The sequence below is a fragment of the Ectobacillus sp. OTK genome, assembly GCF_059698935.1.
Genome location: NZ_AP048547.1, coordinates 4389264 through 4415342 on the forward strand (window position 1 = coordinate 4389264; position 26079 = coordinate 4415342).

Sequence of the window (26079 nt, forward strand, 5' to 3'; positions counted from 1 at the left end):
TCAAAGATTTCTCTGATGGTCCATTTTATATTCTTTCTTTAATTCCTATTCTTTTTAGGACATTCCTAAGTATAAAGAGGCAGCTTCGAATCTATTAATTAAAAAAATCCTTGGTTCCATATTAATTTCATACATAAAAAGAGGGGTATGTAATATAACAAATACAAGTGCACCAAAGTATCTAACGGATACTGACTAATAAAGAAATAGGATATATTTCCCGTATTGAAATACACTTTGGGATCAGAATTACCGCTAATATTGAACCTGTAGTAGTGACAATCAATAAAATAACATCTAAGATTCTTTATATTTTTATATGAACATATTGTCTCCTGTGTACACAAAGGAAATTCCTTTCTGCACTCACTTATTTGTTAAAGGAAAAGGAGGAAATGGATAGAAGAACATCTGCAAAACTGCTATAAAGCAAGTAATTTTCTCGTGTTGAGATCCGGGTGCAGATTAGACAAGAAGTTCGTAAAAACAAAGTCTCCATGCACGAACGTTCTTCCTCCATTTTCCGAACTCTCAGAAAGCAGAAAATATGAGGAAGTGACAGCTTTTTAGCTTATAAATTGTCTACTTTATGCGAACAATCCTGAATCAAAATTCCTCCTCTTAAAGGGCAGTGCAGTATCCTTTTAATATCCAAAATAGTTCCATGCTTTATTTACTCCGAATCTATTATTATACAAAAAATATTTGCAGCCAGTTATATAACAAGAGTAACATTACGATTACTGTTATTGGAATTACAATCAAGGATACGCTTAAATAATCCTTCCATTTCACTTTGATTTTATTCTGTTTTAAGATATGCATCCATATTAAGGAAGCGAGTGTCCCGATAGGCAGTAACAATGATCCTACGTCACTTCCAATAATACTTGCAAGATACATAGTCTTTAATGTGATAAGATCGAGGTTCATCTCTGTTAACGTAATAGTTCCAATCAACAAAGCTGGATGGTTATTAAACAGGTTAGATAAAATAGAGATTAATCCTCCCATGATAAAGCTTGCCTCGAATACTCCCTGCTGTACAATCGGTTCACATATTTCCACAAGGAGTTTTGTTAGTCCTGAGTTATGCAGACCATAAATGAGCACATACATGGAAAAAGCGAAAATAAAGATATGCCAAGGCGTTTTTTTCAATATATCAATAGGATTTGTACGTAAGTGGTACCATCGCCAGATAAGCAAAATGAGTGAGCCAAGCACTGCGACAAATTCAATTGGGATCGAGAAAAAAGATGCTACAAACAGGGAGCAGCGCATGAGAAAAACAAACAGTAAAATCTTTAACATAAATTTTGTACGTTGACGTTTCGTTTCAACTAAAAGATGCCCTTTTAATGGATGAAAGTTTTTCGTAAAAAACATTTGTTCAATGTCATATGCTGAATTTGGCAATTGCTTAGGAAGTTTCTGTTTTACTACTACATACATTAACCAGGACATAAATAGTAAGCCTAATGCTGATGGAACAAACATCATCGCAGTCTGCATGTAAAGAGTCATGTGAAGAATTTTCAATGCAATTAAGTTAACAATATTACTTACACCAATCGGGGTACTTGAAGCTGTGGCAATTAATGCTCCGGTTAAAAGGTATGGAATTTGCTGATGTGGTTTTAGCTGAAGATTTTTGAGGAGTAAAATTAAAATAGGAGTAGTGATTAAGATACTGCCATCATTATTAAATAAAAGTGTCATCAAAAAACACAATAACTGAATGTACCAATATAAACGGTAACCTGAACCCTTCGCTAAGCTTGCAAGCCGTGCAGCCGACCAGTGGAAAAAGCCGAAGCTTTCTAGTATAACTGCCATAACAATCGTTGCGATAATGGTAATCGAGGCGCCGCCAATTTTTTGTAGAATATCTAGAATATCATCACGGGATACAACCCCAGTTAATAAAATAATCGTTGCACCAATTGTAGCCGGCCACGCTTCGCTCATTCCCTTTGGTCTCCAGAATATGACCGTTGTGGTTACAAGGAATACCAGCACTGAAATTATGATATGAATATCCATTGTTGTATTATCCCTTCCTTTCTGGAATTGCAAATAACTTAGTATTTGCTTGTCCGATTTTCCTTATACTTATGTATATGCAACTCTACGAAAATAGAGATAGACAATAGACCCAATAAGCTCAACATGTACACTTGTCCATTATGCTTTATCTTTAAAATCATGTAGATACTCTCCAACCATATGTAAACAATGAACAAAAAAGAGGCCTTATTGTTATAAGTAAGGCCTCTTTGTACGTTATGGTACATGAGCAGACTTAATATGGGAAAGCTTTAAATATACCGTCTCGCCCCCTGCGACCACAAGCTCAATAATAGCATCACTAACTTTCTTTACTAACCCGATCTTCGCCGGGTCTTCTCCCATATCAAAAACTACAAGCTCCCCTTCCCACTTCTTTACTTGTTCTTCAAATGAACGAAGCAATGGGGTAGTTGCTGGGATAACCGGAAGCTTTTCCTTACTAAGAGTATACGGAGGCGTTTTTAGATTATACGGAATCAGCCATTTTAGATGATGCAAGGAAATCAACATCATTTTGTAAACAGGAGAGTAAAAAGCAAAATAGTCATTGCGAACGCCCATAACATATCCATGCAGGGATATGTTTCCTGTAACATAAATTTCAGTAAAGAGTCCCTTTGCATTTATTAAAATTGTACGGTAGGAAATGGATTCCACATCTTGCGTTAAAGAGACTTCACTGGGGGCATTGAAATCATCGTTTATAACCGGACTTAAATTAATCCTATGAACATGCAATAAAGGGATATATACAAATCTTTGCCCATTAAACAATACAAGAATATCTTTCCCATTCTCAATGAGTGTTCCTTGAAAAAAGGCGTTTCCTGATATGACTACATCCACTTGCTTTCCGCATAAAGCTGTAATGCTCAAGAAAAAACCTCCCCGCGCTGAACATAGGATTGTAATACATTATATACATGAACAGCACATTTTAGAAAACAAATTTACATAAGATGATATGCTCGAAAATCCATACCTATATATCTCGCCGCTAGAAAGAAGAAATGTAAAACCTTGACAACCTTCAAAATCTATCCTTATAATCAAAATCAGATATTATAGCAGAATAAATTATATGAAAAAGCAATAAAATATGGAATTTTATTCATACTTCAGGTGGTGCCGTAAAGTCTTTTCGTCCCTGCTGTTATCAGCGGGGATTTTTCATTGTCATTTCAATACCTGCATAGCTAGATTTTCATTACTACAAAAGGTGGGATTTATATGGAAAAACAAAACCTACAACGCGGACTGCAGCCGCGTCACGTCCAGCTTATCGCCATGGGCGGAATGATTGGAACAGGTATTTTTAAAGGCAGCTCAGATACAATTTCAGCCGCCGGACCCGGTATTGTTGTTTCGTATTTGTTTACAGGATTTCTGCTTTTAATTGTCATGACTGCTTTAGCAGAAATGGCAATTGCTTATCCCGGTTTAAACATTCAAGGAATGATCCAAAAGGCTTTCGGTTCTCGATTCTCCTTTGTCATTGGTTGGCTCTACTGGGTGAACTGGATTTTGGTTATTATTGTCGAGGTATTGGCAGCAGCAAGCTTTTTGCAATACTGGCTCCCAGCCGCTCCATTATGGCTGCTCAGTTTAATATGTACGATGTTCATTCTGTCAGTTAATTTAATCAGCGTCAAAATGTATGGAGAAATAGAGTTTTGGCTTGCAGGTATCAAAATCATTACGCTCATTTTATTTATTGTCATTGGGTCTGCTCTATTATTCGGCCTCTTCCCCAATCAGGAAGCTGTCTATTTTGAGAACTATACAAATCACGGCGGATTCCTTCCAAAAGGATGGGAAGGTGTCTTTGCAGCTCTCTTAATCGTAGTTTTCTCCTTTGGAGGCTCAGAATTAATCGGCTTGACCGTAACAGAAATGAAACATATGGAGCAAACGCTCCCGAAGGTTATCAAAGGAACCATGTTCCGCGTGATTTTGTTCTACACATTACCTATTCTTGTCATTTGCGGACTTATTCCTTGGGATGAAATCGGGGCAAAAGGCAGCCCTTTCGTTCAAGTCTTCTCTGCAACCGGACTGCAGGGCGCTTCCCATATTATGAACTTTGTATTATTGACTGCTTTACTATCTGCTGCAAATTCAGGAATGTACGCTACGTCCCGCGTGTTATACTCTCTGGCACAAAATAAAGAAGCTCCCGCTGTATTCTCTTTTGTAACAAAGCGAGGTGTTCCTATTTGGGGAATTATTGTCAGCGGCATTGCTTTATTCATTGGAGCTCTTATTGCTTACCTTACGCCGGAGCATGTTTTTTCATACTTAATGTCCATTCCGGGCTTTACGATTTTGTTTATTTGGACAAGCATCTGCCTTGCTCAATTGAAGCTGCGTAAGCAATATCCTAGCACTCCTTATTTTCGCTTATGGCTGTTTCCATATAGCACATTATTCGCGGCAGCAGCCTTAGCTACTATTTTTGTCTTTTTTCTATTCAAGGGTAATATCATTAACTCTATTATATGCATCAGTATTCTGGTTCTTTTATCTCTCTTATCCGTTCTGCTTGGAAGAAAGAGACAGATGTAAGCTGCGCCCCTCCTATCTGCCGCAAAAGCCGAAGGAGGGGAAATTCTTTTATAATGTTCTTAAAAGCCGTGTAAAGCGGCTTTTTCTATGCCCCCATTCTATAGCTTTCTTAGATTACATTACTTAACTTTTTTCATATCCATTTACCAAAAATATCCTATTAATCTAACTAGACAAACATTTAAATTTATACAAGAAAAAGGAGCTAGTTCATCTAGAATTGTAAAAATTAAAATACAAATCTAGAATTCCATTGGCTTTTTGCCAATATTTGATACAATACAATGAGGTGCAATACGAAAAGGAACATTGGAATGCTGTAAAAGATGACAAATAACTCGGCACTTTACATAATTACTTCTATCCATGTACTACATAGCTGCGCTCGTCATTTTTATTATATGCACTCTCGTACCTTTTCATTTGACGCCAGAATGTACGAGCTTCATACAAGCACGAATCTAATGAATTAAGGGGAAGTTGAACAAAATGGATTTTCTTACGATTTTAAAGGCTATCATTTTAGGGATTGTAGAAGGAGTAACGGAATTTGCGCCTGTTTCTTCAACGGGCCACATGATAATCGTTGACGATATGTGGCTGCAATCGGAACAATTTTTAACAAAATATGTTGCAAATACGTTTAAGGTTGTTATTCAGCTCGGTTCGATATTAGCTGTTGTAGTTGTCTTTAAGGACCGCTTTATTGACCTGCTGGGATTAGGACGCCGCCAAAAAGGATCAACGGTTCTCCAGCCGCAGCGCCTTAAGCTCACACAGGTCCTTGTAGGACTAATTCCCGCTGGCATTTTAGGGGTATTAACTGAAGACTATATTGATGAATATTTGTTTTCAACTGCTACTGTTTTAATCGGTTTAGTTCTCGGCGCTATCTTTATGATTCTTGCAGACCGATTGGGTGGTAAGGAACCAAAGGTCCAAAGTGTTGACCAAATTACCTACAAGCAAGCATTCGCAATCGGACTTTTTCAATGCCTCTCCTTGTGGCCTGGATTCTCTCGATCAGGTTCAACGATTTCCGGAGGTGTCTTGCTTGGAATGAGCCACCGCGCAGCGGCTGATTTTACCTTTATCATGGCTGTTCCTATTATGTGCGGTGCAAGCTTTCTATCATTATTGAAAAACTGGCAATATTTCACGATCGACACACTGCCGTTTTTTATCGCAGGCTTTCTAAGTGCCTTTGTATTCGCGTTAATCTCGATACGCTTCTTCTTGAAGCTGATCAACAAAATTAAACTCCTGCCGTTTGCAATATATCGGATTGTTTTGGCAGTTATCATCTATATTGTTTATTTTTAATGGAATGGGCTTGATCAAAAGCACCGCATGCGTGCTTCTGATCAAGCCTTTTCCATTAAACATGGATAAGATTCCGAAATAAGCTATAGAAAGAACATAATAAAAATCGACAGGAAACCACAAGTAAATATCATTTACAATTATTACGATCCAATTATCCCCTTTTTTTCAAATACTTCCCTTACTGTATAATGATATAATGAAGAAAAATGGTTTGGAGGAGATTCGCCACCTATGGAAATAGCGATATTAGTTTTACTGATTTTCCTCAATGCTTTTTTTGCAGCATCGGAAATTGCACTTATTTCTTTAAATGACAATAAAGTAAAATACATGGCAGAAGCTGGTGATAAAAAGGCGAAGATGCTTCGCAATTTACTCAGTGAGCCGAGCAGCTTCCTTGCAACAATTCAAATCGGGATTACCCTTGCTGGTTTTATGGCGAGTGCCTTTGCCGCGGGAAGCTTTGCAGAGCAATTAGCTGCTCTTCTTGTTCAAATCGGCGTACCTTTCCCCAAAAATATTCTTGAAACAATATCGGTTATCGCCATCACTGTATTTCTCTCCTATTTTACATTAGTGTTAGGTGAATTGGTTCCAAAGCGTTTGGCCATGCAAAAAGCGGAATCCATTTCGATGCTTGCCGTCATCCCTTTAACGATACTCTCTAAGCTCTCGGCTCCCTTTGTAAAATTATTAACGCTCTCCACAAACATAATCGTTCGCCTCTTTGGGGTCGATCCGAATGCGAAGCAAGAAGAAATCACAGAGGAAGAAATTCGTATGATGATTGATGTAGGCGAGGAAAAAGGTACAATTCAACCGACAGAAAAAATGATGATTAACAATATCTTTGAGTTTAACAACAAAACAGTTTCAGATTTAATGACGCACAGAACAAATATCGTTGGCATCCCGATACAGGCTACCTTAGATGAAATTCTAACAATCATGAATACAGAAAAATATACAAGATTTCCAATATATGAAAATAGCTTAGATAATATTATTGGCATCCTGCACGTAAAAGATATCATTCCACGTATCGAAAAGCTATGCAAGAGGGAATTTAACCTGAAGGAAGTACTACGGACACCGTACTTCCTTCCGGCATCGAAAAGTACGGACAAAGCATTTCGAGACTTGCAGAAGGATAAAGTTCATATCGCAATCGTCATTGATGAATATGGCGGAACGTACGGTCTTATTACAATTGAAGATTTAATTGAGGAAATCGTCGGCAATATCTTCGATGAGCACGATGAACCAGAGGAACAGCAGGAAATTAAAATGCTCGAGGAAAACTCCTTTTTAATAAATGGTCTAGTTAACCTGTATGAGGTTGAAGATGTACTCAAAGTTAATCTGCCTACACAGGATTATGATACATTAAGCGGATTTTTAATCGGTCAGCTCGGACATATTCCAGATAAGGATGCCGTCTCGATCATCGAATATAACGGTATACAATTTCAAGTGGAAAAGGTACAAAATCGACGAATTACGAGGGTAAAAGTTAATCGGATGTAAAAAAAGCAATTTCCTCACAAAGGGAATTGCTTTTTTCTGATTATGAAGGTAAAACAGTCAGCAAAACAACTTCGCTTAGCTCTGTTTCTCCATCGCTTTGTCTTGCATGCTGCCAAAAAACAGTGCTGTAATAGCCCCAATGAGTGCCAGTGTCATATCCCATTGTGTATCCCACACATCTCCTTGTGTACCAAGAAATGCTTCAGCCGCCGTCCCGGTCAGCCTAGCAACCAAAAATTCCAGCAATTCATAAGAAGCGCTGAATGCTAAACAAACAGAAACAACAAGCACAGCTAGCCAGCCGTGCTTCGTAACACCAACATGCCTCCACAGTACTTCTCTTGCCATCAACGCTGGTACAAACCCTTGTGCAAAATGCCCAAGGCGGTCATAATAGTTTCGATCTAATCCCCACTCATCCCGTACCCAGTTGAATAACGGTACTTCTGCATATGTATAATGTCCACCAATCACCAAAATGAGCATATGCAGCCATATAAATGTATACGTCATGCTTGTAAACTGAAATGAACGATAGGTCCCTATAAGAACAAGCACCAAAAAAATACCTGGCAGCACCTCCAAAAACCATGTGAAATAATCATGCGGGCGAATGGCTGAAAGTGCAAGACAAATAAAAAATCCAACTAGCAATATACTAACATAAGTTTGTTTTGACAAGGTTATTTCTCCTTAACATCATATCCTCAATGATAATACACTACAGTTTTGCCTTTTCATGAGAGAACAATTTTTCATAGATTAACGTATCAAAGCACTCCTATTTTACATCATCCTTCTAAATAGATGAAATGTTAACATATTACTCTCCTTCATAAGACAAGAATAAAAATACTATTCATCTACGAGAATTATAGGAAGCTCGGCAACCGATATATTTCTATTATACTAAGGATGGATGAGAGCTATTCATATGTATAAGATGATAAAATAAAAAAGCCTCCAGCTAAAATTAGAGGCTGCATATCCTATTGAAAGCTCAAATCCACTAAAAATCCATATCCCGCAATCCAGGGCTATGCTCATTCGGCATCTCCGGAAGCTCAGGAACTGGGAAGCCCTTTGGCGGTTCTATTACAGATAGCATTCCTCCATTTCTGCTTGGAGTCTGCCCTTGAAAAATCTCACCGATTTTTGTTTCATCTAATCTAAAGTTAAATTGTGCATTATGGAAGCCCATTTCTACATACTTTCTGCATTCTGGGTACTTATTGATATCATAATTCGGCACCGGTAAGAGTTTCGCCCATTCAACACCTAATGTTTCTAATGCTTTCGCAAATGCGTTTTGGTGCGCATTGTCACGCACAATGAGAAAACCAAGTGTTTCGCGAAGTGTTTGGTTTGAGCTCATCTCGTAAATTCTTGTTTTTTGAAGCACTCCTGTAGATTCGAGGATAAGATTATTCATAAGATCAGCAATTAAATTGCCGTGATTGTATACCCATGACCCATTCCATGGATTTCCGGCCGCATCTACAGGAAGCGAGCTTTGCGCTCCCACAATAAAGTGATGCGGATTCGCATGCTTAATTGCTTCATCAAGCGGCGCACCGTCCACACCGCCAGCCCCTACTTCTGAAGAGGCGCCGGAATCATTCAGCAGTTGATTGATTGTACTTTGTACAAGCTCGACATGACTGATTTCTTCTAGGAACACTCCCCGAATTAAGTCGCGATATGCCTTTTTCTTTCCTCTAAAGTTAGAGCTTTGAAAAAAGTATTGCATCATTGTCCGCATTTCTCCAAACTGTCCGCCGAGCGTCTCCTGCAATACTTTAGCAGCTGCCGGATCTGGCTTGTCCGGCTTAATTATATTAATAAGTTCTTCCTTGTAATAATACATAAAGAATGCCTCGCCTTCGTAAAATGAAATTACCTTGTTTAGAATTTACACGATTTACAAATTTATTCTCCCAAAAATTTATGGTGTTTATTTATCTTAAAGAAAAGGGGATTCTATATATACCGTTATCTCATTATTTGTTCCATGTGTAACTCTTCCTAATGATTGACAATATCAATTCTTCTACATATAATGCGTACAGCACTGAACTGCGAGGGATCTACATGAAATTATCTTTAGGCGATTATATTAGTATTTTTATTCACCAAACAGACCTAGCTCTTACAAACTGTGTAAAGGATAGACTTGCTCCTTTTAACATTGCTCCTGAACAAAATCTGATTATGATGCTTCTTTGGGAGCAGGATGGCTTAACACAAAATGAAATTGCTGAAAAATTAGATAAAGACAAAACAAATATTGCCCGTATGGTCGCTAATCTAGAGGAAAAGGGGTTTATTCGAAGAGCCGTAAATCAGCATGATCGCCGCTCGTTAGAAGTATACCTCACCCCAAAAGGAAAAGAGCTTGGCGATTCTGTTATTCCCATTGCCGAGGAATTTCAGGATCTCATTTGTAATGGAATCACGGATGAAGAATTAAAGGAGCTAAGAAGAATTTTGACTAAAATGCGCGCGAATGTGAAATAACCTTCAGCGCATTCTGAAGCATTATAGTTGCTGTAACAACTATAAGCGTGATACAATCAATCCCGTAAATGCAGCTTCATATATTAGTTGCTACAACAACCAAAATATTTGATAAGTAATTAGGAGGAAAGATAATGGCAAACGTATTATTTGTAAAAGCAAACTCCCGCCCAGCAGAACAAGCTGTTAGCGTTAAACTGTACGAGGCATTCCTAGCAAGCTATAAAGAAGCACATCCACAGGACGAAGTGGCAGAGCTTGATTTATTCGCAGAGAACCTGCCGTACTATGATACAGATAAAATCAATGGTATGTTTAAACTTGCTAAAGGCATGGAGCTAACAGCAGAAGAGCAAGCAGCAACAGATCTTGTAAACAAATACTTAAATCAATTCCTAGCAGCTGACAAGGTTGTATTTGCATTCCCGCTTTGGAACTTCACTGTTCCTGCAGTACTGCATACCTATCTTGATTATCTCAGCCAAGCAGGCAAAACGTTCAGCTATACAGCAGAAGGCCCGGTTGGTCTCTTAACTAACAAAAAGGTTGCACTTTTAAATGCAAGAGGCGGCGTATATTCTGAAGGGCCGGCACAAGCAGTAGAAATGTCCGTAAAATATGTTCAAACAATTTTAGGCTTCTGGGGCGTACAAGATATCACAACTATTATTGTCGAAGGCCACAATCAATTCCCTGACAAAGCAGCGGAAATTATTGCAGAAGGAATCCAAAAGGCTGCGGATGCTGCAGTTGCATTTTAATCTCAAAAACTATGAGAAATCCCCTCGCTGAAGCTGAGGGGATTTTTGCTAACTATTATATCTTTTATTTTTTACGATACAGATTATCACATGTCTTAGCTAATAAGCATAATTGCTGCCGCAGTAATCGGTGTAAGAACCATTGCGCTCTTTAGCAGGCCTTGCGGGGCATAATTCGTAAACCTTGCCCCAATATAAGAACCAGTCATCGTTCCTATCAATACCTGAAGCAGCAGGACAACGTCTAAGTATCCTTCAGTATAATAGCCAATCCCGCCAGCAAACGCTATCGGCAAAATGACTAGCATTGTCGTTCCTACGGATTGTTTAATCGAGAGGCCCAGCACAGTGAGAAGCCCGATTTGAATAAATGGAGCCGAGCCAATTCCGAAAGTGCCGGCTAATATTCCTGATACGGTTCCTACTAGTACTGCTTTTGGAAGGATCCATGGGACATGTACGGTTTCCGTTTTACGATTTTCAAACCTTTTTTGTACAATAAACAAACGAATCAAAAGAACGACAGCAGATAGAAACAGCATTCCTGCTGTTAACCAATGTAAGGAATGCACCGGAATCCATCCGGCTGTTTGAGAGCCAATATAAGAGCCAACAGCTCCAAATACGCCAGTAAGCAAGCCGGTTTTGAGCGAAATATTACCTTGCCGAAAATGACTATAAGCTCCCGACATCGTCGTAAAGGCCATCGCCGCTAACGAGGTTCCTAAAGCAGTATGAATAGGAACCCCGAAAAGAACAGTTAAGAGCGCAATAATAAAGCCAGCTCCTCCCGCTCCGACAAATCCTAATAAAATCCCCATCGCAAACATTGTTAATGCAATTGCCAAGTGTATTCCCCCCTGTGCAAGAACCTATGAAGCATCCCTTGCTAAATTGTTTTCTGCATTACTTACCTAGATAAGTATTACCTTTTGTTATTTTCCCAAAAACTGATATTCCTTCAACTATTTGCAGACAAAAAGCCCTGAGTGATTTTTCTAATCCCTCAAGGCTTTTCTTTCTATAAACCGTTCGCACGGCTTCCTTTATCATAGATTAGTGCTGTACACGCTTGGAAGCATGCGCCACTCCCGCTGCAATCGCTGCCTTTGCTACCGCTTTTGCAACAGCCGGAACAACACGCTCATCAAGCGGGTTAGGAATAATATAGGTTGGACTTAGCTCTTCATCAGAAATAATATTTGCAATCGCATAAGCGGCTGCCAGCTTCATTTCCTCTGTTACATCCGTTGCACGTACATCAAGTGCGCCGCGGAAAATTCCCGGAAATGCCAGCACGTTGTTTACTTGGTTTGGATAATCCGAACGTCCTGTTCCCACTACCTTTGCCCCGGCTGCTAACGCCTCCTCAGGAAAAATTTCCGGTGTTGGATTTGCCATAGCTAGTACAATCGCATCATGATTCATCGTTTGCACCAATTCCCCTGTTAATGCGCCAGGACCGGAAACACCGATGAATACATCCGCACCGCTAATAATATCCTTTAGTGTACCTCGAACCTTCTCTCTATTTGTAAGCTTCGTCATTTCCGCCTGCGCTGGATTCATCCATGCTTCCCCTTCGCATACAATACCTTCTAGACTAACAAGTGAAATATGCTTTACACCTGCCTTCAATAGCAGCCTTGCAATAGCAATTCCGGCAGAGCCTGCTCCGTTAATAACAAGCTTGATTGCCGTAATATCCTTTTTCACAACACGAAGGGCATTTAAAAGTGCCGACAATACCACGATTGCCGTTCCATGCTGATCATCGTGAAATACAGGGATACCCAGCTCCTTGCGCAGACGCTCTTCAATTTCAAAGCAACGCGGCGCTGCGATATCTTCAAGATTAATGCCGCCAAACGTAGGCTCCAACGCTTTTACAACATTAACAATTTCATCTACATCCTTCGTTGCCAAACAAAGCGGAAACGCATCTACACCTGCAAATTTTTTAAATAAAGCGCATTTTCCTTCCATAACAGGCATCGCAGCCATCGGACCAATATCGCCTAATCCAAGTACAGCCGTTCCATCCGTTACAACTGCCACCATATTACCGCGTGCTGTTTGTTCATAAACGGCTTCGCTATTTTCTGCAATGTCCTTACATGATTCTGCTACTCCTGGCGTATAAGCAAGGCTTAAATCATACGCAGAATTTAGTTCTACCTTGCTTACAATCTCAATCTTCCCAACTAAATCCTTATGAAGCTGCAGGGCTTGTTCTTCTATCTTTCCCATTATACTCTCTCCTCTTCCGATCCTGCGAAAGGTTATCTTTGATGTCTTATCCTTGTTGTCTTATCTTTAGGCTCTTTTCTAAACAATTGTTGCTGCTGGAATGAAAGATTGTGTTCCGATACAAGCAAAAGGCTATTCGCCTCTTGCAGCCGACCTCCCATTTCTGGCTTCCCGCCTCTTCTCACAATGCTCTATACGTGCTGCTGGGCAAGATGCAAAAGCGCAACAATATCTTCGAAAACAGCTTATCTTTATGAGTGATTAACTTAATAGCTTCATTAACAAAGTAGCTATTATAATCGTTCCGGCCCCGCCAAGTCGAGTAGAAACCTGTGCGAACGGCATTAATTCCATTCTGTTCGATGCCGATAAAATCGCTACATCGCCTGTTCCGCCTAAACCGCTATGGCAGCCAGTGACAATTGCTGCATCAACAGGATACATATTCATAAGCTTTCCAACGAAATATCCGCTGCCAATCATAGCAACTACGACAGCTGCACAAATAATAACATAAGCTGGTGTAACAACGTTTACAACCTTATCAAGCGGAATATACAGCAAGCCTAATCCAACCATAAGCGGCCATGTCAAATTTTTTGATACGAATTGATATAAGTGATAGGCTCCTTGCTCCATCTTTGCTGGCATAATGTTGGCATACTTAATTGCCGCCGCCGTAAAAATCATAATAATTGCTCCAGAGATTCCAACAAATTTATGTGCCAGATTCCCAAAAACGAAGAAGCTGCAAGCAATAAGCAATCCAGCTCCCATTAAGGAGAAGTCAACAGGCTTGTCTATATTTTTTGCCTCCTGGATGTCTCTGTCTGCATTTGTTTTTACTAATACACCATTTCCGGTAAGTTCTGGTTTTTTCTCACCTAATTTTTTCATTAAAGCGGCCCCAATGATCGCAATAACATTGCCGATAACCGCAGCAGGAATCATTTGAGATACAAAATGCTCAGCTGGCTGATTTAAAATTTCGGAATAACCAATGGAAAGCGGTAAAATCCCTTCGCCAATTCCCCCTCCGATAATCGGAACAACGATGAAGAAAAGCGTGTGCTTTGCTTCATATCCAAACAGGAGTCCAACCCCCACGCCGGCAGCAGCAGCAGCAATTGTACCGACAACAAGCGGAACAAACATTCTCATAAAGCCCTGTACAAGTACTTTACGGTTCATTCCAAGTATACTTCCCGCTACTAAACAAGAAATATAAAGATATAAAAAGTTAGACGTTTTCATTAAAGTCGTAACGGCTGCCATAGAAGCCGGGTTTATCCAGTTAAAAAATAGCATAATGGATGGAACAAATAATGCCAAAATCGCCGGTCCGCCGATATCCTTAAGTACCGGGATTCTCATTCCGACATGTCCTAAGAAAATTCCCATAATCATAATTATCGCAAAGCCGCCGATCATATCAGCAGGAAGCTGGTTATATACGGATGCCGCATAGATGATAGCTGCCAGTACTACATACAGCGGCAAAGGAATCACACCTATCTTCATATTGACAATCCTTGAAAAAATAGTTTCTTTTGGTTCTGAATACGTAAGCGGTTGCAGTTTTTTTACTGATTGCATACCTGTATACCTCCTTTTTCATATTCACAGCTTACCGCTTTTTCAAACGCTTTCATAGTTTTCGTAACTTTTCTCATGAGTTTTGTAATTAAAATAAGCAAGCGGCCTATATAGGCCGCTTACAAAAATTGCTTTAGAATGCTCTCATTTTCTTCATAATACTGATATTGATAAACAGGCCTGCCAATTGTGCCGTAATGAACCTTTACTTGAAGAGCATGTATATCACTCAAGAATTTTAAATATTTTCTAACTGATACCCTTGAAATACCCGTACGTTCAGAAATATCCTCTGCAGAAAAGGGAGACCTTCCCATGCTTTGCACAGCTTCTACAATTACATGCAGTGTTCCCTTTGTTAATCCCTTGGGCAGCTCTTCCGTAATCGCTTTTGCTTCCTTCTGAAGAATTTGCCGATCAAGCTCTGCTTGACTTAATACTTGCTGATTTTGCATAAAGGCAAACTTTTCACGATAGGCAGATAACGCTTCATTAAACCGTTCAAACTCAAAAGGCTTAATTAAATAATCGACTGCGCCATACCGCAGCGCTGTTTGAATTCGTTCCATATCTGAGGCAGCTGTAATGAAGATAACATCCGTTTTCCTGCCTGTTTCCCGAATATGCCGCAGCAGCTCCAGCCCTGTTTTCCCCGGCATAAAAATGTCCATTAGCATTAAATCTACTGCCTTTTCCTCCAGCACACGCAATGCTTCATTTACAGAAGCAGCGATGGAAACAAGCTGAAAGCCTCCCACCTGCTCCAAATAACGCTTATTAAACTCCGCCACCATTGGATCGTCCTCTACAATCAATACTCGTATCATTTTGTATCACCCTTGCAATCGTATGGTATATACACAACAAATCTCGTTCCTTGCGATGGCTTTGAGGAAACCTCAATCTCTCCTCCAAGCCTATCCAAGCTTTGCATTACTAAAAATAGCCCAAAACCTCGGTCTTCTCCCTTTGTGGAAACTCCTCTTTCAAACATCACATGCTGTGTTTCCTTATCAATGCCAACTCCTGTATCTCGTACCTCAACGGTTAAAATATCATCCCCATAATCAAAATGCACGTCAATTCTCCTAATACTAGAGGCTGATACCGCATCTAAGGCATTCTCAATTAAATTTCCTAATATTGTAATCAACTCATGAGATGTACGGGAATGGAGCGGTTCCGGTACTTCCCTTTCACTCGAGATAATTAGCTCAGCACCTGCTTCACGCGCATAGCTGAGCTTTCCAATTAAAAATCCAGCCAGCACAGGATCTTTTATATGCCTTGATATCGCTCCAATCTCATTGTTGCGATGATGCACAAGCTCACTTATATACTGCGTCATTTGATCATAATAGCCCATATGCGCCATCCCTAAAATAACATGAAGCTTATTCATAAACTCATGAGACTGCGCTCTTAGCGCCTCTGCATACGAGCGTACACCTGTTAATTGTTCAGCAAGCTGCTGCATCTCCGTTTTATCACGAAGCGTCGCAACAGCCCCGACAATCCTGTTATGCAGCACGACTGGAACACGGTTTACAACTAGCGTAATCCCGTTTAACTCCATCTCTTCGTCAAGCTCCTCTTGCCCGGTTTCCAATACTCGTCCAAGCTTCGAGTTTGGCAAATATTCCTCCATTTTCATGTCAAGCGGCTCCTTTGCAAGACCAGCCTTTTGAAGCAAACGAAGTGCCGCCTTATTAATAAGTGTAATCCGGGACTCCTGATCAACAGCTATAATCCCTTCCCTTACTGACTGTAAAATCGCTCCCCGCTCCTGCAGCAGCTTCGCAATTTCAGACGGCTCCAGTCCAAATAGAATGCTCTTAATATATCTTGCTAACAGAATTGCACCGAGCAGACCAGCTACTACACCGAATAATGTACCCATGTACGCATCCTCACGGCCTTGACTAACAGCCTTTTGCACATTGTTTAAAGAAATTCCAACCGCCACTACCCCAAGCTGCTTGCCATTATGGCCAAAAATAGGTGTGAAGGATCGAAGCGAAATGCCTAATGTCCCCTTTGAAATAGACACATTCTCCTTTCCCTGAAGTGCAGCCCCCTCATCACCGCCAACGAAGCGCTTTCCAATCTTAGCAGGATCAGGGTGCGATTTGCGAATACTGTTCATGTCCATTACGACAATAAATTGCACATTCGTCAATCCCCGTATTTTCTCCGCAAATCCTTGGATATCACCATTTCCTTTCTCCAAAGCATCTATCACAATGTCTGAATGTGCTACCATACGTGCCACATTCGTCGCTTTCTCCTGCTGGCTTTTCTCGATACTATCAGCAATCGTTTTGCTAATGCGTATATCCGTTACAAGCAAGCAAACCGCTACAACACAGCAAACAAGCACTGTTATAGTCGCCTGCAAGCCCCATTTTTGTTTGTTCATACGTTTCTTCTCCCTCGATACCTAAATTAAGACAGCTACGCAGCCCCATTTCACTCTATCAAGCGGTAAAAAAGCAGCACCAGCAAGCCAGCCCTATGTACACTGCATTATAGCTATACAATATAACGCAGCGTAAAAAATGTAAAATGCGTAAACTATCCTCAATAAAGAAAACTCGCCGATTGGGGAAGACAAGAAGCCCAGCTGCACTTATACTTTAAAATTCCTGCTGCGCCAAATAAGTTTCCAACTGGAAATTTATATTTTTTTAAGTACAAAAAAAGATGACCGTTTCGATTAGGTCACCTTACAAGAGCACATAAAAACCTTCTATTCCCGTTATGCTACAAAGTTTTCCCAAAGCTTTTTCCTCTCGCTGAAGGGTACAATCTTTCTTTTGAAGCATTCCATCTTGCTTCCACGAGCTGCGCACTCCATAATACAAGAACCAGGCCGCTTAGTGAACAAAGAACCGAAACAGGAAGAACCCATAACGAAGGAGTCTTTGAGAAAAAAGGAATCAATGAAACCGCTACAACTGGAGCAGCGTGCAATTTTAAAATACGCAGCATAGAAATCGCAATAAGGCAGGTGACTAAAAAGGTTACAATACCCGCGCTTAGCATATGAAGCATGCTGCCGCATGTTACGCCAATTACAGCGGCAAGAACCGTTTTAAGAGATTCCGCCTTGCTCATGCTTCGGCTGACAAAAAAGTAGCTAAATGCTCCTAGTGTCGGATAAAATAGCATATTATTTACAGAAATATGAGAAGATGCCCAATACACAAATGTAAGATAAAAACAAATCGTAAGCAGCCGAATGGTCACGAACAATTTCCCTCCAATTAGTTCACACTTTAGTCACAATAGTTATGGTAATAAAATTGTGCTTATTTCGTCAAGATAATTTAGAAAATAGTTACTTTTCTAAGAATGTTTTACTAACTGCAGAATCAAAATAAATAGATATTACATGTAAGAGGCCCCGGCATATCGGGGCCTCTTTTACAAGGTAGGAAAGTATAGCTTTTTGGGGCACTGTCCAGCTTCCATTGCCACAAAAAAAAACAAAAATGCCTTGTGCGCGGAAGAACACACAGTGGGCAAAGGCAGGCCTGCTTTTCTTACACTTTAAGAAAGTATAAATTTCCAGCTGGAAGCTCATTCGACGTGGCAGGAAATTTTAGAAAAAAAGTGTAAGTGCAACTACGCCTCTGTCTTCGCCTAACGGCTCGCCAATCGGCGAGTTTTCTTTACAAATGATACTCTACTAGCTTCGCCAAATGCTCCTTTAGCTTTTCCTGCAGGGGCAAGTCGCTGACATAAGAGGAATTAATACGCTTTGCATGTTGAAAATCTGCATTAATCTTTTTTGTTAATACTTGCTTAATAAAAGCAGGGTCATGTATATAGCAATTCAGCTCTTCATTTAAGTGTAAGGAACGTGAGTCGAGGTTTACGCTTCCTACCATCGCCACCTTCTCATCAATAACGAATACTTTGCCATGAAGAATCCCATCTGTATACCCATAAACACGCATACCATGTTGCAGAGCTTTCCGAATATAAGGATAGGCAGCCTGCTTAGTGAGGGGAGCATCCGATTTAGGAGACCAAAGAACTTTTACGTCTACCCCTCTTTTTCTAGCATCGATTAATGCATGCCAAATGATGCTGTCATTTGGTATAAAATATGGGGAGAGGATTGTGATGGACTTTTGGGCCTGATGAAAGAAATTCGCATAGTCATGTGCTATCTTCTCTCCGCTGTACGCTTTAAACCGAAGAGAAGTCTTCCCCTTTGCGTTCGAGACATGATTTTTCCATATCTTGTCTCCATCATGCTTTATCCAATCCAATTCAAATTGCTGCTCCAGGTCCTGCACTCCTTCTCCTTGAATACGGAGATGATAATCTCTCCAGTGACCTAGCTTTTCCTTTTCTCCCAAATACTTTTTCCCAATATTAAATCCGCCTGCATAGCCTATAGTTCCATCGATGACTGAAATCCGCTTATGGTTGCGATGTTCTAGAGAGGAAAAGAGATAAGGAAAAGCAGGCTTATTGTAATAGGTGAAATGCACTCCCTCTTTTAGTAACGATTGTTTATCCTTTTCTTTTAATAAAATGCCCCCTAGCCTGTCTACGGCGTAGTACACCTCTACTCCTTCTTTGCTTTTTTGCTTTAAGAGATTCTCGAAGCGATGACTGATTTGATCATCAGCAATGGAGAAAAAGCTAAGATGTATATAATGCTTTGCGTTTGCTATATCTTCTAATAATTGCTCATAAAACTCTTTTCCATTTGTGTACAAGGCCACATCGCTTTGCCGAATCGGATATTGGACTGGCTCCTTATGGAATACCTTCTTTCTCTCTGCCAAAGTTCGATCAGCCGTATCCCAAACAAGAGAAACGATGCAAAGACCAACAAAGGTAAACAAAAGTATATTGAGGAATTTCCGTACTTTTTTCACACCTGTATCTCCCCTTACACTATTTTCCTTTATTAGCTTTTGTTATTATAGGAAAACTATCCTGTACTTTTTAAGGATAGCTCTGCTTATTCACTTCATTTGACGGAAGCTCATCATCACAAAACCCGAATATCTATACGTAAAAATTATTTTGATTCCCTAAAATAAAAATAGAACCAAAAGGACAACTCTATTTCGAGGCTGTCCCTTTCGTTGTTTATCATTTTCTGACAGAAGGCCCGCACACCTGTTTAAACAATGTGAGCATATAAATCGAATTATGCTCCGCTTCCTTGACCCAGCTTTGAATAACGCGTACCGCTTCTTCCTTATTCATATACCCTAAATAATCGGCTACCTTGCGAATGTGCAGACAGATTACATCATAATGAAGCTGCAGCATCAAATATGCATGAAATACATTTTCTCCGTACGAAAATGGAAATAAGTGCTTAAATATATAATTCACTAAATAATTTTCAAGCAAATACTCATGCTCCTTTAAAAACGAAGAACCGATGCTTGTCTCCCTGCTGCTTCCCTCCAATAGCTGCTCATATACCGTTTCATATCTTCGTACAAACGGATGTACCTTTCGCAAATATGCTAATGCACCCATTAAATCCTGCAGCCCAATCAGAGGCTCCACATGTCCTGCATAGCTTTCAGGCTGTGTTTCCGCAATGAGAAGAGGAATTTGCCCTTCCTCCCCCTCTTCAACAAGCTTGTTCATTTTACTATAAAAGGTTTTCAGCACAAACAATCGTCTATTTAAAGGATAGCGCCTGTCCTGTATAACAGAAATGGAATAGTCGCGCAGCTCGTATAAATAGTTGGTCATAGGAAGCATATTCGTATCAAGCACGATATTTGCCAGATCCCGCTCGTCGATGTCCCCCTCGATATGTGTAAAGTCTAAGCCTTCCTGATTAAGCAGCACAAGACGGGCTACCTCCGGGCATGACAGCGTTGCCGCTCTTTCTAGCTGCTTATTAATCATGTTCATGCTTCTTGGATATTTCGAGCACGCGCTAGAGAGCATACCTTCTCCAAGCTCGGCATGAACAGAACAAAGCTTATTCTCATTTAAAAACGGACATCCTGCAGCAGCATTAATAACTGCGTAGCTCACAGGCGAATTGCTCTTTGGATTGATTCTCACATGCTCCTTCAGCCGCTCGCCAAACTCCCCTTCTACTGTTTGATAGCTTTCATACGATTGCTGTCCAATCGGAATGTGAAAGCCTGCGCAGCACGTATCCTCACACGCTCCGCCGATACATTGAAATTGTGTTAAATAGTACGGAACAAGCATTTTTTGTTTCATGACTTTACCTCACTTTGTTCATCCATCCTATATGTGCAGCTATTTTATACAGCATTCAGAACAGCCTTTTACTTGCCTGTATTTTATCATTTGCATCCTTCTAAATTATTAAACATAGTAAACTATATTTTCATTTTTTATTAGCTGTGCTATAATTCCTTTTTGATTTTACAAGATTAGAAATAAAAAAATAGCGGGAAGCTGATTGGCACAATACACACAATAAGGGGGATCGCAAATGGAAAACGCCATGATGAAAACAGACGAACATCTAAGCGCAAAGGCAAGCTTTCTGCAAGGCGTTAAGGATTGCGTACCAACCTTGCTCGGATACTTGAGCATTGGGTTCGCTGCCGGTGTTGTCGAGAAAACAGCGGGATTAAGCATTGCTGAGTTAACCTTGCTGAGCGTGCTTCTTTATGCGGGGTCCGGGCAATTTATTGCCGCTGGGATGATAGCCGCAAGCAATCCAGCTTCGGCTATTATTTTTACCATCTTCTTTATTAACCTTCGCCATTTATTAATGAGCGCCGCATTATCTCCCTATTTTCGAGATCTCTCGCCGCAGAAAAATATGGTGATTGGTACGCTTTTAACAGATGAAACCTTTGGAGTAGCGATGAACGCTGCTGCGAATCGCATATCGCTCAACTATATGTGGATGCTCGGCTTAAATCTTACCGCATACTTGAACTGGATTATTGCGAATATTGCAGGCGGGATTTTCGGGGAATGGATTCCAAATCCTGAAGCATTTGGTCTTGATTTCGCACTGCCGGCAATGTTTATCGGGCTCCTTGTCCTGCAATTAACCAGCCAACGGAAGCTTTTTGTTGATACGATGGTTGCCTTAAGTGCGGTTGCGATTATAATCTTATCCAGCTTTTTATTTTCCGGCAGTGCAGGAATTATTATCGCAACAATTATTGCATCGACGGTTGGGATGGTGATTGAGAAATGGAAGTAAGATGGACAATTTTACTGATTATTATAGGGTCGGCAATTGTAACATTCCTCCCGCGTGTGCTTCCGCTTATGGTACTGAGCCGAATGCAGCTGCCAAACTGGCTTATTCGTTGGCTCAAGCATGTTCCGATCTCTGTTATGGCTGCGCTTTTAGCGCAGGAGCTGCTTCTATCACAGGGGGCGTTTTCTCCTAGTGAGAATATCCTGAAAATCGGGGCAGCCCTTCCTGCATTTGCTGTTGCCATTTGGACAAAAAGCTTGCTTGGGACGGTTCTTGTAGGAATTGCTTCGATGTTTGCGCTCCGCTTCCTTTTTTGAGGAGAATTGGGAACAGGCCGATTGGTATAATCGGCCTGTTCCCATCTACACATTCATATCTCTTTTGGCAAAGGAAACATAAGTAATCGTTAATAAGATAGCAGCCTCTATAACCGACAACGTGACAAACACCGAATCTAGCTCCCCGGAAACTAATATTTGCTTTGCTTCATAATATTGAAAGGGTGTTATATATTTTAAGCCCTCTAGCTTGCTGTTGATATCGATCATCATAGATAGAATAAACATGGCCAAAAGAATGAATGTGCCGACTGAAACAGCAGTCTTTGGATGCTTATTGACCGCTGCAATCCCTGCCCCTAACGTTACAAATACCAGCTGCAGGAAAAACATCCCCGCCATCAAAATGACAATATCGTTTGCATGTGTCGCTCCATTGCTGTAATAGCTAACCATCTTAATAGATGTAAATAGTGTAACCACATTTAATACTCCTATATTGACGAATGCCGCCATCAGCTTTGCGGTTATAATTGAATATCTTGAAATCGGCTTTGCCAGTAAAAATTCTGCTGTCTTATCGCGCTCTTCCTTTACAATCATCGTAGTACCAAGCATTAAAGCATGAATGGCCCCCATCAGAACTAAATATAAAAACAAGAGACCATAATAGCCAATCGCTTTTGATAAATCAAAAGCCCCCATCCCCATAATTGTTTGTAAAGATCTCGGCATTTGTGAGATGATATCGTTCATAGATTGACCGGATGCAGCGATGGCTTCATATTTACTCATCCCGCCAGCTACCATCACAATCATAGTGATGCACCAAATGATTAAGGATTTTCGGGTTGCCTTCATTTCTCTCAAAAATACATTCATTGCAAACCTCTCCCCCATTAGACCGCATGGATATCTTTTTTCAAATAGATGAAATAGCTAGCGATAGCAGCTGCCAAAATAAACACGATTTCAGCAATCATAAACGGCGCCTCATAGGCAGAATGCTTCATAATGTATGCAGTATCATAGTATTTAAATGGTGTCGCATACCGGATTGCAGTTTCGCCAAGCACAGAGCCAAACATGCTGATTATAAAAAAGGCAAATACAATGCTAAGCGAAAGAGGCAGCACCGATTTGATTCTCAAAGTGATGACCGAAACCAGTATACCAAGCATAAGAAACATGAGCTCAACAAAAAAGGCGGTAAGCGAAATCATGATAAACACTGTAAGGCTAAACGATTGCTTCGCTACCATCGACGCCGCCGTACTTGCGGCAGCGATATAGATCAGATTAGTAATAAGCAAGGAGACAATGGCTGCCAAAAGCTTAGCCGTCACAATTTGCGTCCGGGTCACAGGCTTTGTTAATAGAAAATCTGCTGTTTTTTCACGCATTTCCTTTGAAATAATGGAGATTCCGATATTCATAGCCTGAATCGCTCCGCACAGCAGAACATACCCAAATACATAGGAATAAAATCCAAGCAGGGAAGAAATGCTATCAATCGAAATTCCCAATACCTTTCTAACGGATTCCGGATACCCCTCGAGGATTTTTTTGAAGGCTGCCGCGTCGCTTGAAAAGGCCGGAAACATCGATAAAAAGAAGACAATCAATGCAACTAATGATAGCGTCCAAATAATCGTCGATTTCCGATATGCCTTAAGCTCATGCAGAAACATATTCATAGCCTCAGCTCTCCCTTTCATAATAATGCATAAAAATCTCTTCCAGATCAGGCTCTTCAATCAAAAGGTTTGTCAGCTCTAATTCAGATAGCTTTTTTAGCATCACATTAATATTCCCTCTAAATAAAAAGCTTGCTGTATGATCTTGAATTTCGATTTTATTTACACCTGGAAGATTTAAAAAATGAGCAGCAATCGGTACCTTCGTTTCAAGCTTTACTTTTTTGTAGTTATTTTCTTGCAGCGTACTTATTTTTTCGAGTGCAATAAGCCGGCCTTCTTTAATAATTGCCACACGGTCACATAATCTTTGAACCTCACTCAGAATATGGGAAGAAAATAGAATTGTCGCCCCTTTTTCGTTTTCTTCTTTTAATAGATCAAAGAATTTCTGCTGCATGAGCGGATCCAATCCGCTTGTTGGCTCATCAAGGATAATTAGCTTCGGCTCATGAAGCAGCCCCTGCACGATTCCTACCTTCTTTTTATTTCCAAATGACAGATCGTCAATTTTTTTATTCAAATCCAGATTCATAATCTCAGCTAATTCACGCATTCGTTTGCTGCAATCCTTCTTATAAAAGCTGGCAGAATACTTTAACAAATCCTTCACCTTCATATTGTCGTAATAAAAGACCTCAGAAGGCAAATAGCCAATTTCTTTTTTGATTTCAGGAGCATATTTTACAGAATCCTTACCAAAAATGGTAGCACTGCCGCTCGTTGGATAAATCAGTGATAATAAAGTTCGGATGGTTGTGGACTTTCCTGCTCCATTTGGTCCGATAAATCCAAAAATTTCTCCTTCCTCTACCGCAAAGCTCACATTGGTAATTCCCCTTGCATTGCCATACGTTTTCGTTAGATTTTTAATTTCGATCACATTCATCTGTATAGCCCCCCATTATTTATAGAAGCATTTTACGAAAATATCAAAGTATTCATTTGCGGCAATAAAGCTTTGTTCATAATCAATTTCATGAGAAGGGGATTGCTTTGCTTTTTGCAGCTCCTCTTCTCCAAATTGTTCAAATGTCCAAGTAATAATTTTTAAGGTCTTTTGAAGATCGATATCATCTCGAAACCGAGATGTGTCAATCCCTTGAAAGATTTTATTCGTATTAACTTTAGTGAGTTCTTTTTTCTTTTGATGCAATTCTTCCTTCACCTCATTTGCATCTTCCATATAGGCGCTTTCAATGAATCGAAAAATATGAGGATATTGATTCAAAAGTCCCATTTTAATTAACACGGCTTGGCGTATCCTCATAAAAAAATCAGTTTCAGTAAGATCGATCTTTTCAAAAAATTCTTTCGTCAAGATATCTATGCAATAGTCATACAAAAATATATACAGCTGCTTCTTATTTTGAAAATAATGAAATAATAGCCCCTTTGATATGGCGGCTTCCTTTACTATTTCATTTGTCGAGGCCTTTTCATAGCCCTTTTGCGCAAATTCCTTGATAGCCGCATTCAAGATACGGGCTTGCTTTTCTTTTTCCAGATTAAAAAACTTCGAAAACATGAGAGATGCCTACTTTCCTTTTAGGAGTTGCATTAACACTGACCATACCGGTCAATATGATTATATTCCTGTTGACCCATATGGTCAATATTTTTTCGCTTTATTTTCCATCATGTCGAATGATTATTTATACCTCCCCAAAAGTATAAAAACCCCTCCAATTAAGAGGGGCCCCTTTCAAACACAAATGATTTTCCGCAGCTGGCAATGCTTACTTCTAGAGATTCTTTTCTGCAACCTAATCTTGCTGAAATGAAAAGCTTTGCTTAAATTTCTTTGCCGAATCCATCTGCCCGTTTACCGCCGGCTTCTCTCTCCAAGTCACCACAACCTCTACCATTTTAGATTTTACAGCTACGGGAAGATTCTGATGTTCGAAAAAACTCTGTGTCTTTGGTATTTCATATGTACCTAATCGATATCTCGTTTGGGCAGCAGGATCATCCTGATATACTTCTACTGTAGCATCATAGACGCTTTCACCAATGTTTGTTACATTAATTTTATAGAAATCGGCAATGCCTTTCTGAGGCTGTATACCATCCAAAACCGGCTCTCCAATTGTGACCTTCCAATGATCAGAAGACTGAGATATAGGAAGAGTTTTGGGCGAAAAGGCGTGGGCAGGCAGGGAATGAACTATCATAAACATGAATATACAGGAAGCTAAACATAGAACATGCTTCATTGTCCGTTCCTCCGATTGTTAAACTTTACACTTACTATACCCAGTAAGGCAATATCTATCCTAAATGACATAAGCGCAATA

General features: G+C 40.1%; 24 protein-coding genes. 7 read left to right on the forward strand and 17 right to left on the reverse strand.

Translation table 11 applies throughout. The features are described 5' to 3' along the window. Positions 1–690 precede the first annotated feature (690 nt). Positions 691–2046: an arsenic transporter gene (locus tag AC6HZ4_RS21790; protein WP_497491867.1), complete on the reverse strand. Its 1356-nt coding sequence runs from the start codon at positions 2044–2046 to the stop codon at positions 691–693. 240 nt (positions 2047–2286) lie between these two features. Further along, positions 2287–2949, reverse strand: a complete 663-nt coding sequence (locus AC6HZ4_RS21795) for a YwrJ family protein (RefSeq protein ID WP_497491869.1) — start codon at positions 2947–2949, stop codon at positions 2287–2289. Positions 2950–3303: 354 nt separating this feature from the next. Between AC6HZ4_RS21795 and AC6HZ4_RS21800 the strand changes: the two genes are divergently transcribed. The 3 genes from AC6HZ4_RS21800 (at position 3304) to AC6HZ4_RS21810 (ending at position 7491) form a co-directional block, all read left to right on the forward strand. Further along, positions 3304–4638, forward strand: coding sequence for an amino acid permease (locus AC6HZ4_RS21800; protein ID WP_497491871.1), 1335 nt, complete (start codon positions 3304–3306; stop codon positions 4636–4638). 489 nt (positions 4639–5127) lie between these two features. Further along, positions 5128–5961, forward strand: a complete 834-nt coding sequence (locus AC6HZ4_RS21805) for an undecaprenyl-diphosphate phosphatase (RefSeq protein WP_497491873.1) — start codon at positions 5128–5130, stop codon at positions 5959–5961. A gap of 234 nt (positions 5962–6195) precedes the next feature. Beyond that, on the forward strand, positions 6196–7491 hold the full coding sequence (locus tag AC6HZ4_RS21810) for a hemolysin family protein (RefSeq protein WP_497491875.1): 1296 nt from the start codon (positions 6196–6198) through the stop codon (positions 7489–7491). A 75-nt stretch (positions 7492–7566) separates the two neighbouring features. Here AC6HZ4_RS21810 and AC6HZ4_RS21815 read toward each other — a convergent pair whose 3' ends face one another. Both AC6HZ4_RS21815 and AC6HZ4_RS21820 read right to left on the reverse strand, forming a co-directional pair. Continuing rightward, on the reverse strand, positions 7567–8172 hold the full coding sequence (locus AC6HZ4_RS21815) for a DUF2238 domain-containing protein (RefSeq protein ID WP_497491876.1): 606 nt from the start codon (positions 8170–8172) through the stop codon (positions 7567–7569). A 328-nt stretch (positions 8173–8500) separates the two neighbouring features. Further along, positions 8501–9358, reverse strand: a complete 858-nt coding sequence (locus AC6HZ4_RS21820; RefSeq protein ID WP_497491877.1) for a manganese catalase family protein — start codon at positions 9356–9358, stop codon at positions 8501–8503. Positions 9359–9582: 224 nt separating this feature from the next. Here AC6HZ4_RS21820 and AC6HZ4_RS21825 point away from each other — a divergent pair, with 224 nt between their 5' ends. Further along, positions 9583–10008, forward strand: a complete 426-nt coding sequence (locus AC6HZ4_RS21825) for a MarR family winged helix-turn-helix transcriptional regulator (protein ID WP_497491878.1) — start codon at positions 9583–9585, stop codon at positions 10006–10008. Positions 10009–10142: 134 nt separating this feature from the next. Then, complete coding sequence (locus tag AC6HZ4_RS21830; protein ID WP_497491879.1) at positions 10143–10769, forward strand: FMN-dependent NADH-azoreductase; 627 nt, start codon at positions 10143–10145, stop codon at positions 10767–10769. Between the two features lie 95 nt (positions 10770–10864). On the opposite strand, the gene AC6HZ4_RS21835 is transcribed toward AC6HZ4_RS21830, so the two are convergent. From AC6HZ4_RS21835 to fliB, 8 genes are all read right to left on the reverse strand, one after another. Continuing rightward, a complete protein-coding gene (locus tag AC6HZ4_RS21835) occupies positions 10865–11617 on the reverse strand; it encodes a sulfite exporter TauE/SafE family protein (RefSeq protein WP_497491880.1) in 753 nt (250 codons plus the stop codon). A gap of 208 nt (positions 11618–11825) precedes the next feature. After that, the gene (locus AC6HZ4_RS21840) at positions 11826–13019 is read right to left on the reverse strand and encodes an NAD(P)-dependent malic enzyme (protein ID WP_497491881.1); all 1194 of its coding nucleotides are present in this window, start codon (positions 13017–13019) and stop codon (positions 11826–11828) included. A gap of 261 nt (positions 13020–13280) precedes the next feature. Further along, positions 13281–14615, reverse strand: a complete 1335-nt coding sequence (locus AC6HZ4_RS21845) for a 2-hydroxycarboxylate transporter family protein (RefSeq protein ID WP_497491882.1) — start codon at positions 14613–14615, stop codon at positions 13281–13283. Positions 14616–14734: 119 nt separating this feature from the next. Continuing rightward, positions 14735–15442 carry a response regulator gene (locus AC6HZ4_RS21850; protein WP_497491883.1) on the reverse strand — a complete coding sequence of 236 codons (708 nt, stop codon included), beginning with the start codon at positions 15440–15442 and terminating at the stop codon, positions 14735–14737. Beyond that, positions 15439–17034 carry a DcuS/MalK family sensor histidine kinase gene (dcuS, locus tag AC6HZ4_RS21855; protein WP_497491884.1) on the reverse strand — a complete coding sequence of 532 codons (1596 nt, stop codon included), beginning with the start codon at positions 17032–17034 and terminating at the stop codon, positions 15439–15441. Before dcuS ends, AC6HZ4_RS21850 begins: the two co-directional genes overlap by 4 nt. Positions 17035–17378: 344 nt before the next feature. Continuing rightward, positions 17379–17864 (reverse strand): hypothetical protein, encoded by a 486-nt coding sequence (locus AC6HZ4_RS21860; RefSeq protein ID WP_497491886.1) that lies wholly within the window; start codon positions 17862–17864, stop codon positions 17379–17381. 425 nt (positions 17865–18289) lie between these two features. After that, positions 18290–19513, reverse strand: a complete 1224-nt coding sequence (locus AC6HZ4_RS21865; RefSeq protein ID WP_497491887.1) for a phospholipase D-like domain-containing protein — start codon at positions 19511–19513, stop codon at positions 18290–18292. 220 nt (positions 19514–19733) lie between these two features. Beyond that, positions 19734–20840 carry a flagellin lysine-N-methylase gene (fliB, locus tag AC6HZ4_RS21870; protein ID WP_497491888.1) on the reverse strand — a complete coding sequence of 369 codons (1107 nt, stop codon included), beginning with the start codon at positions 20838–20840 and terminating at the stop codon, positions 19734–19736. A gap of 238 nt (positions 20841–21078) precedes the next feature. Here fliB and AC6HZ4_RS21875 point away from each other — a divergent pair, with 238 nt between their 5' ends. Together AC6HZ4_RS21875 and AC6HZ4_RS21880 are read left to right on the forward strand one after the other, a co-directional pair. Further along, positions 21079–21807 carry an AzlC family ABC transporter permease gene (locus AC6HZ4_RS21875; RefSeq protein WP_497491889.1) on the forward strand — a complete coding sequence of 243 codons (729 nt, stop codon included), beginning with the start codon at positions 21079–21081 and terminating at the stop codon, positions 21805–21807. Further along, a complete protein-coding gene (locus AC6HZ4_RS21880) occupies positions 21798–22124 on the forward strand; it encodes an AzlD domain-containing protein (RefSeq protein WP_497491890.1) in 327 nt (108 codons plus the stop codon). The genes AC6HZ4_RS21875 and AC6HZ4_RS21880 overlap by 10 nt, the downstream gene beginning before the upstream one ends. A 45-nt stretch (positions 22125–22169) precedes the next feature. Here the strand turns inward: AC6HZ4_RS21880 and AC6HZ4_RS21885 are convergent, their stop codons facing one another. The 5 genes from AC6HZ4_RS21885 to AC6HZ4_RS21905 form a co-directional block, all read right to left on the reverse strand. Then, positions 22170–22967 carry an ABC transporter permease subunit gene (locus AC6HZ4_RS21885; protein ID WP_497491891.1) on the reverse strand — a complete coding sequence of 266 codons (798 nt, stop codon included), beginning with the start codon at positions 22965–22967 and terminating at the stop codon, positions 22170–22172. 17 nt (positions 22968–22984) lie between these two features. Next, entirely contained in the window at positions 22985–23782 is a 798-nt protein-coding gene (locus tag AC6HZ4_RS21890; protein WP_497491892.1) for an ABC transporter permease subunit, read from the reverse strand. A gap of 4 nt (positions 23783–23786) precedes the next feature. Then, entirely contained in the window at positions 23787–24671 is an 885-nt protein-coding gene (locus AC6HZ4_RS21895; protein WP_497491893.1) for an ABC transporter ATP-binding protein, read from the reverse strand. Positions 24672–24686: 15 nt separating this feature from the next. Beyond that, positions 24687–25310 carry a TetR/AcrR family transcriptional regulator gene (locus AC6HZ4_RS21900; RefSeq protein ID WP_497491894.1) on the reverse strand — a complete coding sequence of 208 codons (624 nt, stop codon included), beginning with the start codon at positions 25308–25310 and terminating at the stop codon, positions 24687–24689. 238 nt (positions 25311–25548) lie between these two features. Further along, positions 25549–25998, reverse strand: a complete 450-nt coding sequence (locus AC6HZ4_RS21905) for a YozF family protein (RefSeq protein WP_497491895.1) — start codon at positions 25996–25998, stop codon at positions 25549–25551. Between the last annotated feature and the right edge of the window lie 81 nt (positions 25999–26079).

Coding starts and splice junctions, on each gene's coding strand:
- AC6HZ4_RS21880 (WP_497491890.1), top strand. CDS start 21,798: ATGGAAGTAAGATGGACAATTTTACTGATTATTATAGGGTCGGCAATT.
- AC6HZ4_RS21840 (WP_497491881.1), bottom strand. CDS start 13,019: ATGGGAAAGATAGAAGAACAAGCCCTGCAGCTTCATAAGGATTTAGTT.
- AC6HZ4_RS21845 (WP_497491882.1), bottom strand. CDS start 14,615: ATGCAATCAGTAAAAAAACTGCAACCGCTTACGTATTCAGAACCAAAA.
- AC6HZ4_RS21885 (WP_497491891.1), bottom strand. CDS start 22,967: ATGAATGTATTTTTGAGAGAAATGAAGGCAACCCGAAAATCCTTAATC.
- AC6HZ4_RS21905 (WP_497491895.1), bottom strand. CDS start 25,998: ATGAAGCATGTTCTATGTTTAGCTTCCTGTATATTCATGTTTATGATA.
- AC6HZ4_RS21820 (WP_497491877.1), bottom strand. CDS start 9,358: ATGTATTATTACAAGGAAGAACTTATTAATATAATTAAGCCGGACAAG.
- AC6HZ4_RS21790 (WP_497491867.1), bottom strand. CDS start 2,046: ATGGATATTCATATCATAATTTCAGTGCTGGTATTCCTTGTAACCACA.
- AC6HZ4_RS21875 (WP_497491889.1), top strand. CDS start 21,079: ATGGAAAACGCCATGATGAAAACAGACGAACATCTAAGCGCAAAGGCA.
- AC6HZ4_RS21895 (WP_497491893.1), bottom strand. CDS start 24,671: ATGAATGTGATCGAAATTAAAAATCTAACGAAAACGTATGGCAATGCA.
- AC6HZ4_RS21805 (WP_497491873.1), top strand. CDS start 5,128: ATGGATTTTCTTACGATTTTAAAGGCTATCATTTTAGGGATTGTAGAA.
- AC6HZ4_RS21900 (WP_497491894.1), bottom strand. CDS start 25,310: ATGTTTTCGAAGTTTTTTAATCTGGAAAAAGAAAAGCAAGCCCGTATC.
- AC6HZ4_RS21890 (WP_497491892.1), bottom strand. CDS start 23,782: ATGAATATGTTTCTGCATGAGCTTAAGGCATATCGGAAATCGACGATT.
- AC6HZ4_RS21810 (WP_497491875.1), top strand. CDS start 6,196: ATGGAAATAGCGATATTAGTTTTACTGATTTTCCTCAATGCTTTTTTT.
- AC6HZ4_RS21800 (WP_497491871.1), top strand. CDS start 3,304: ATGGAAAAACAAAACCTACAACGCGGACTGCAGCCGCGTCACGTCCAG.
- AC6HZ4_RS21825 (WP_497491878.1), top strand. CDS start 9,583: ATGAAATTATCTTTAGGCGATTATATTAGTATTTTTATTCACCAAACA.
- fliB (WP_497491888.1), bottom strand. CDS start 20,840: ATGAAACAAAAAATGCTTGTTCCGTACTATTTAACACAATTTCAATGT.
- AC6HZ4_RS21830 (WP_497491879.1), top strand. CDS start 10,143: ATGGCAAACGTATTATTTGTAAAAGCAAACTCCCGCCCAGCAGAACAA.
- dcuS (WP_497491884.1), bottom strand. CDS start 17,034: ATGAACAAACAAAAATGGGGCTTGCAGGCGACTATAACAGTGCTTGTT.
- AC6HZ4_RS21850 (WP_497491883.1), bottom strand. CDS start 15,442: ATGATACGAGTATTGATTGTAGAGGACGATCCAATGGTGGCGGAGTTT.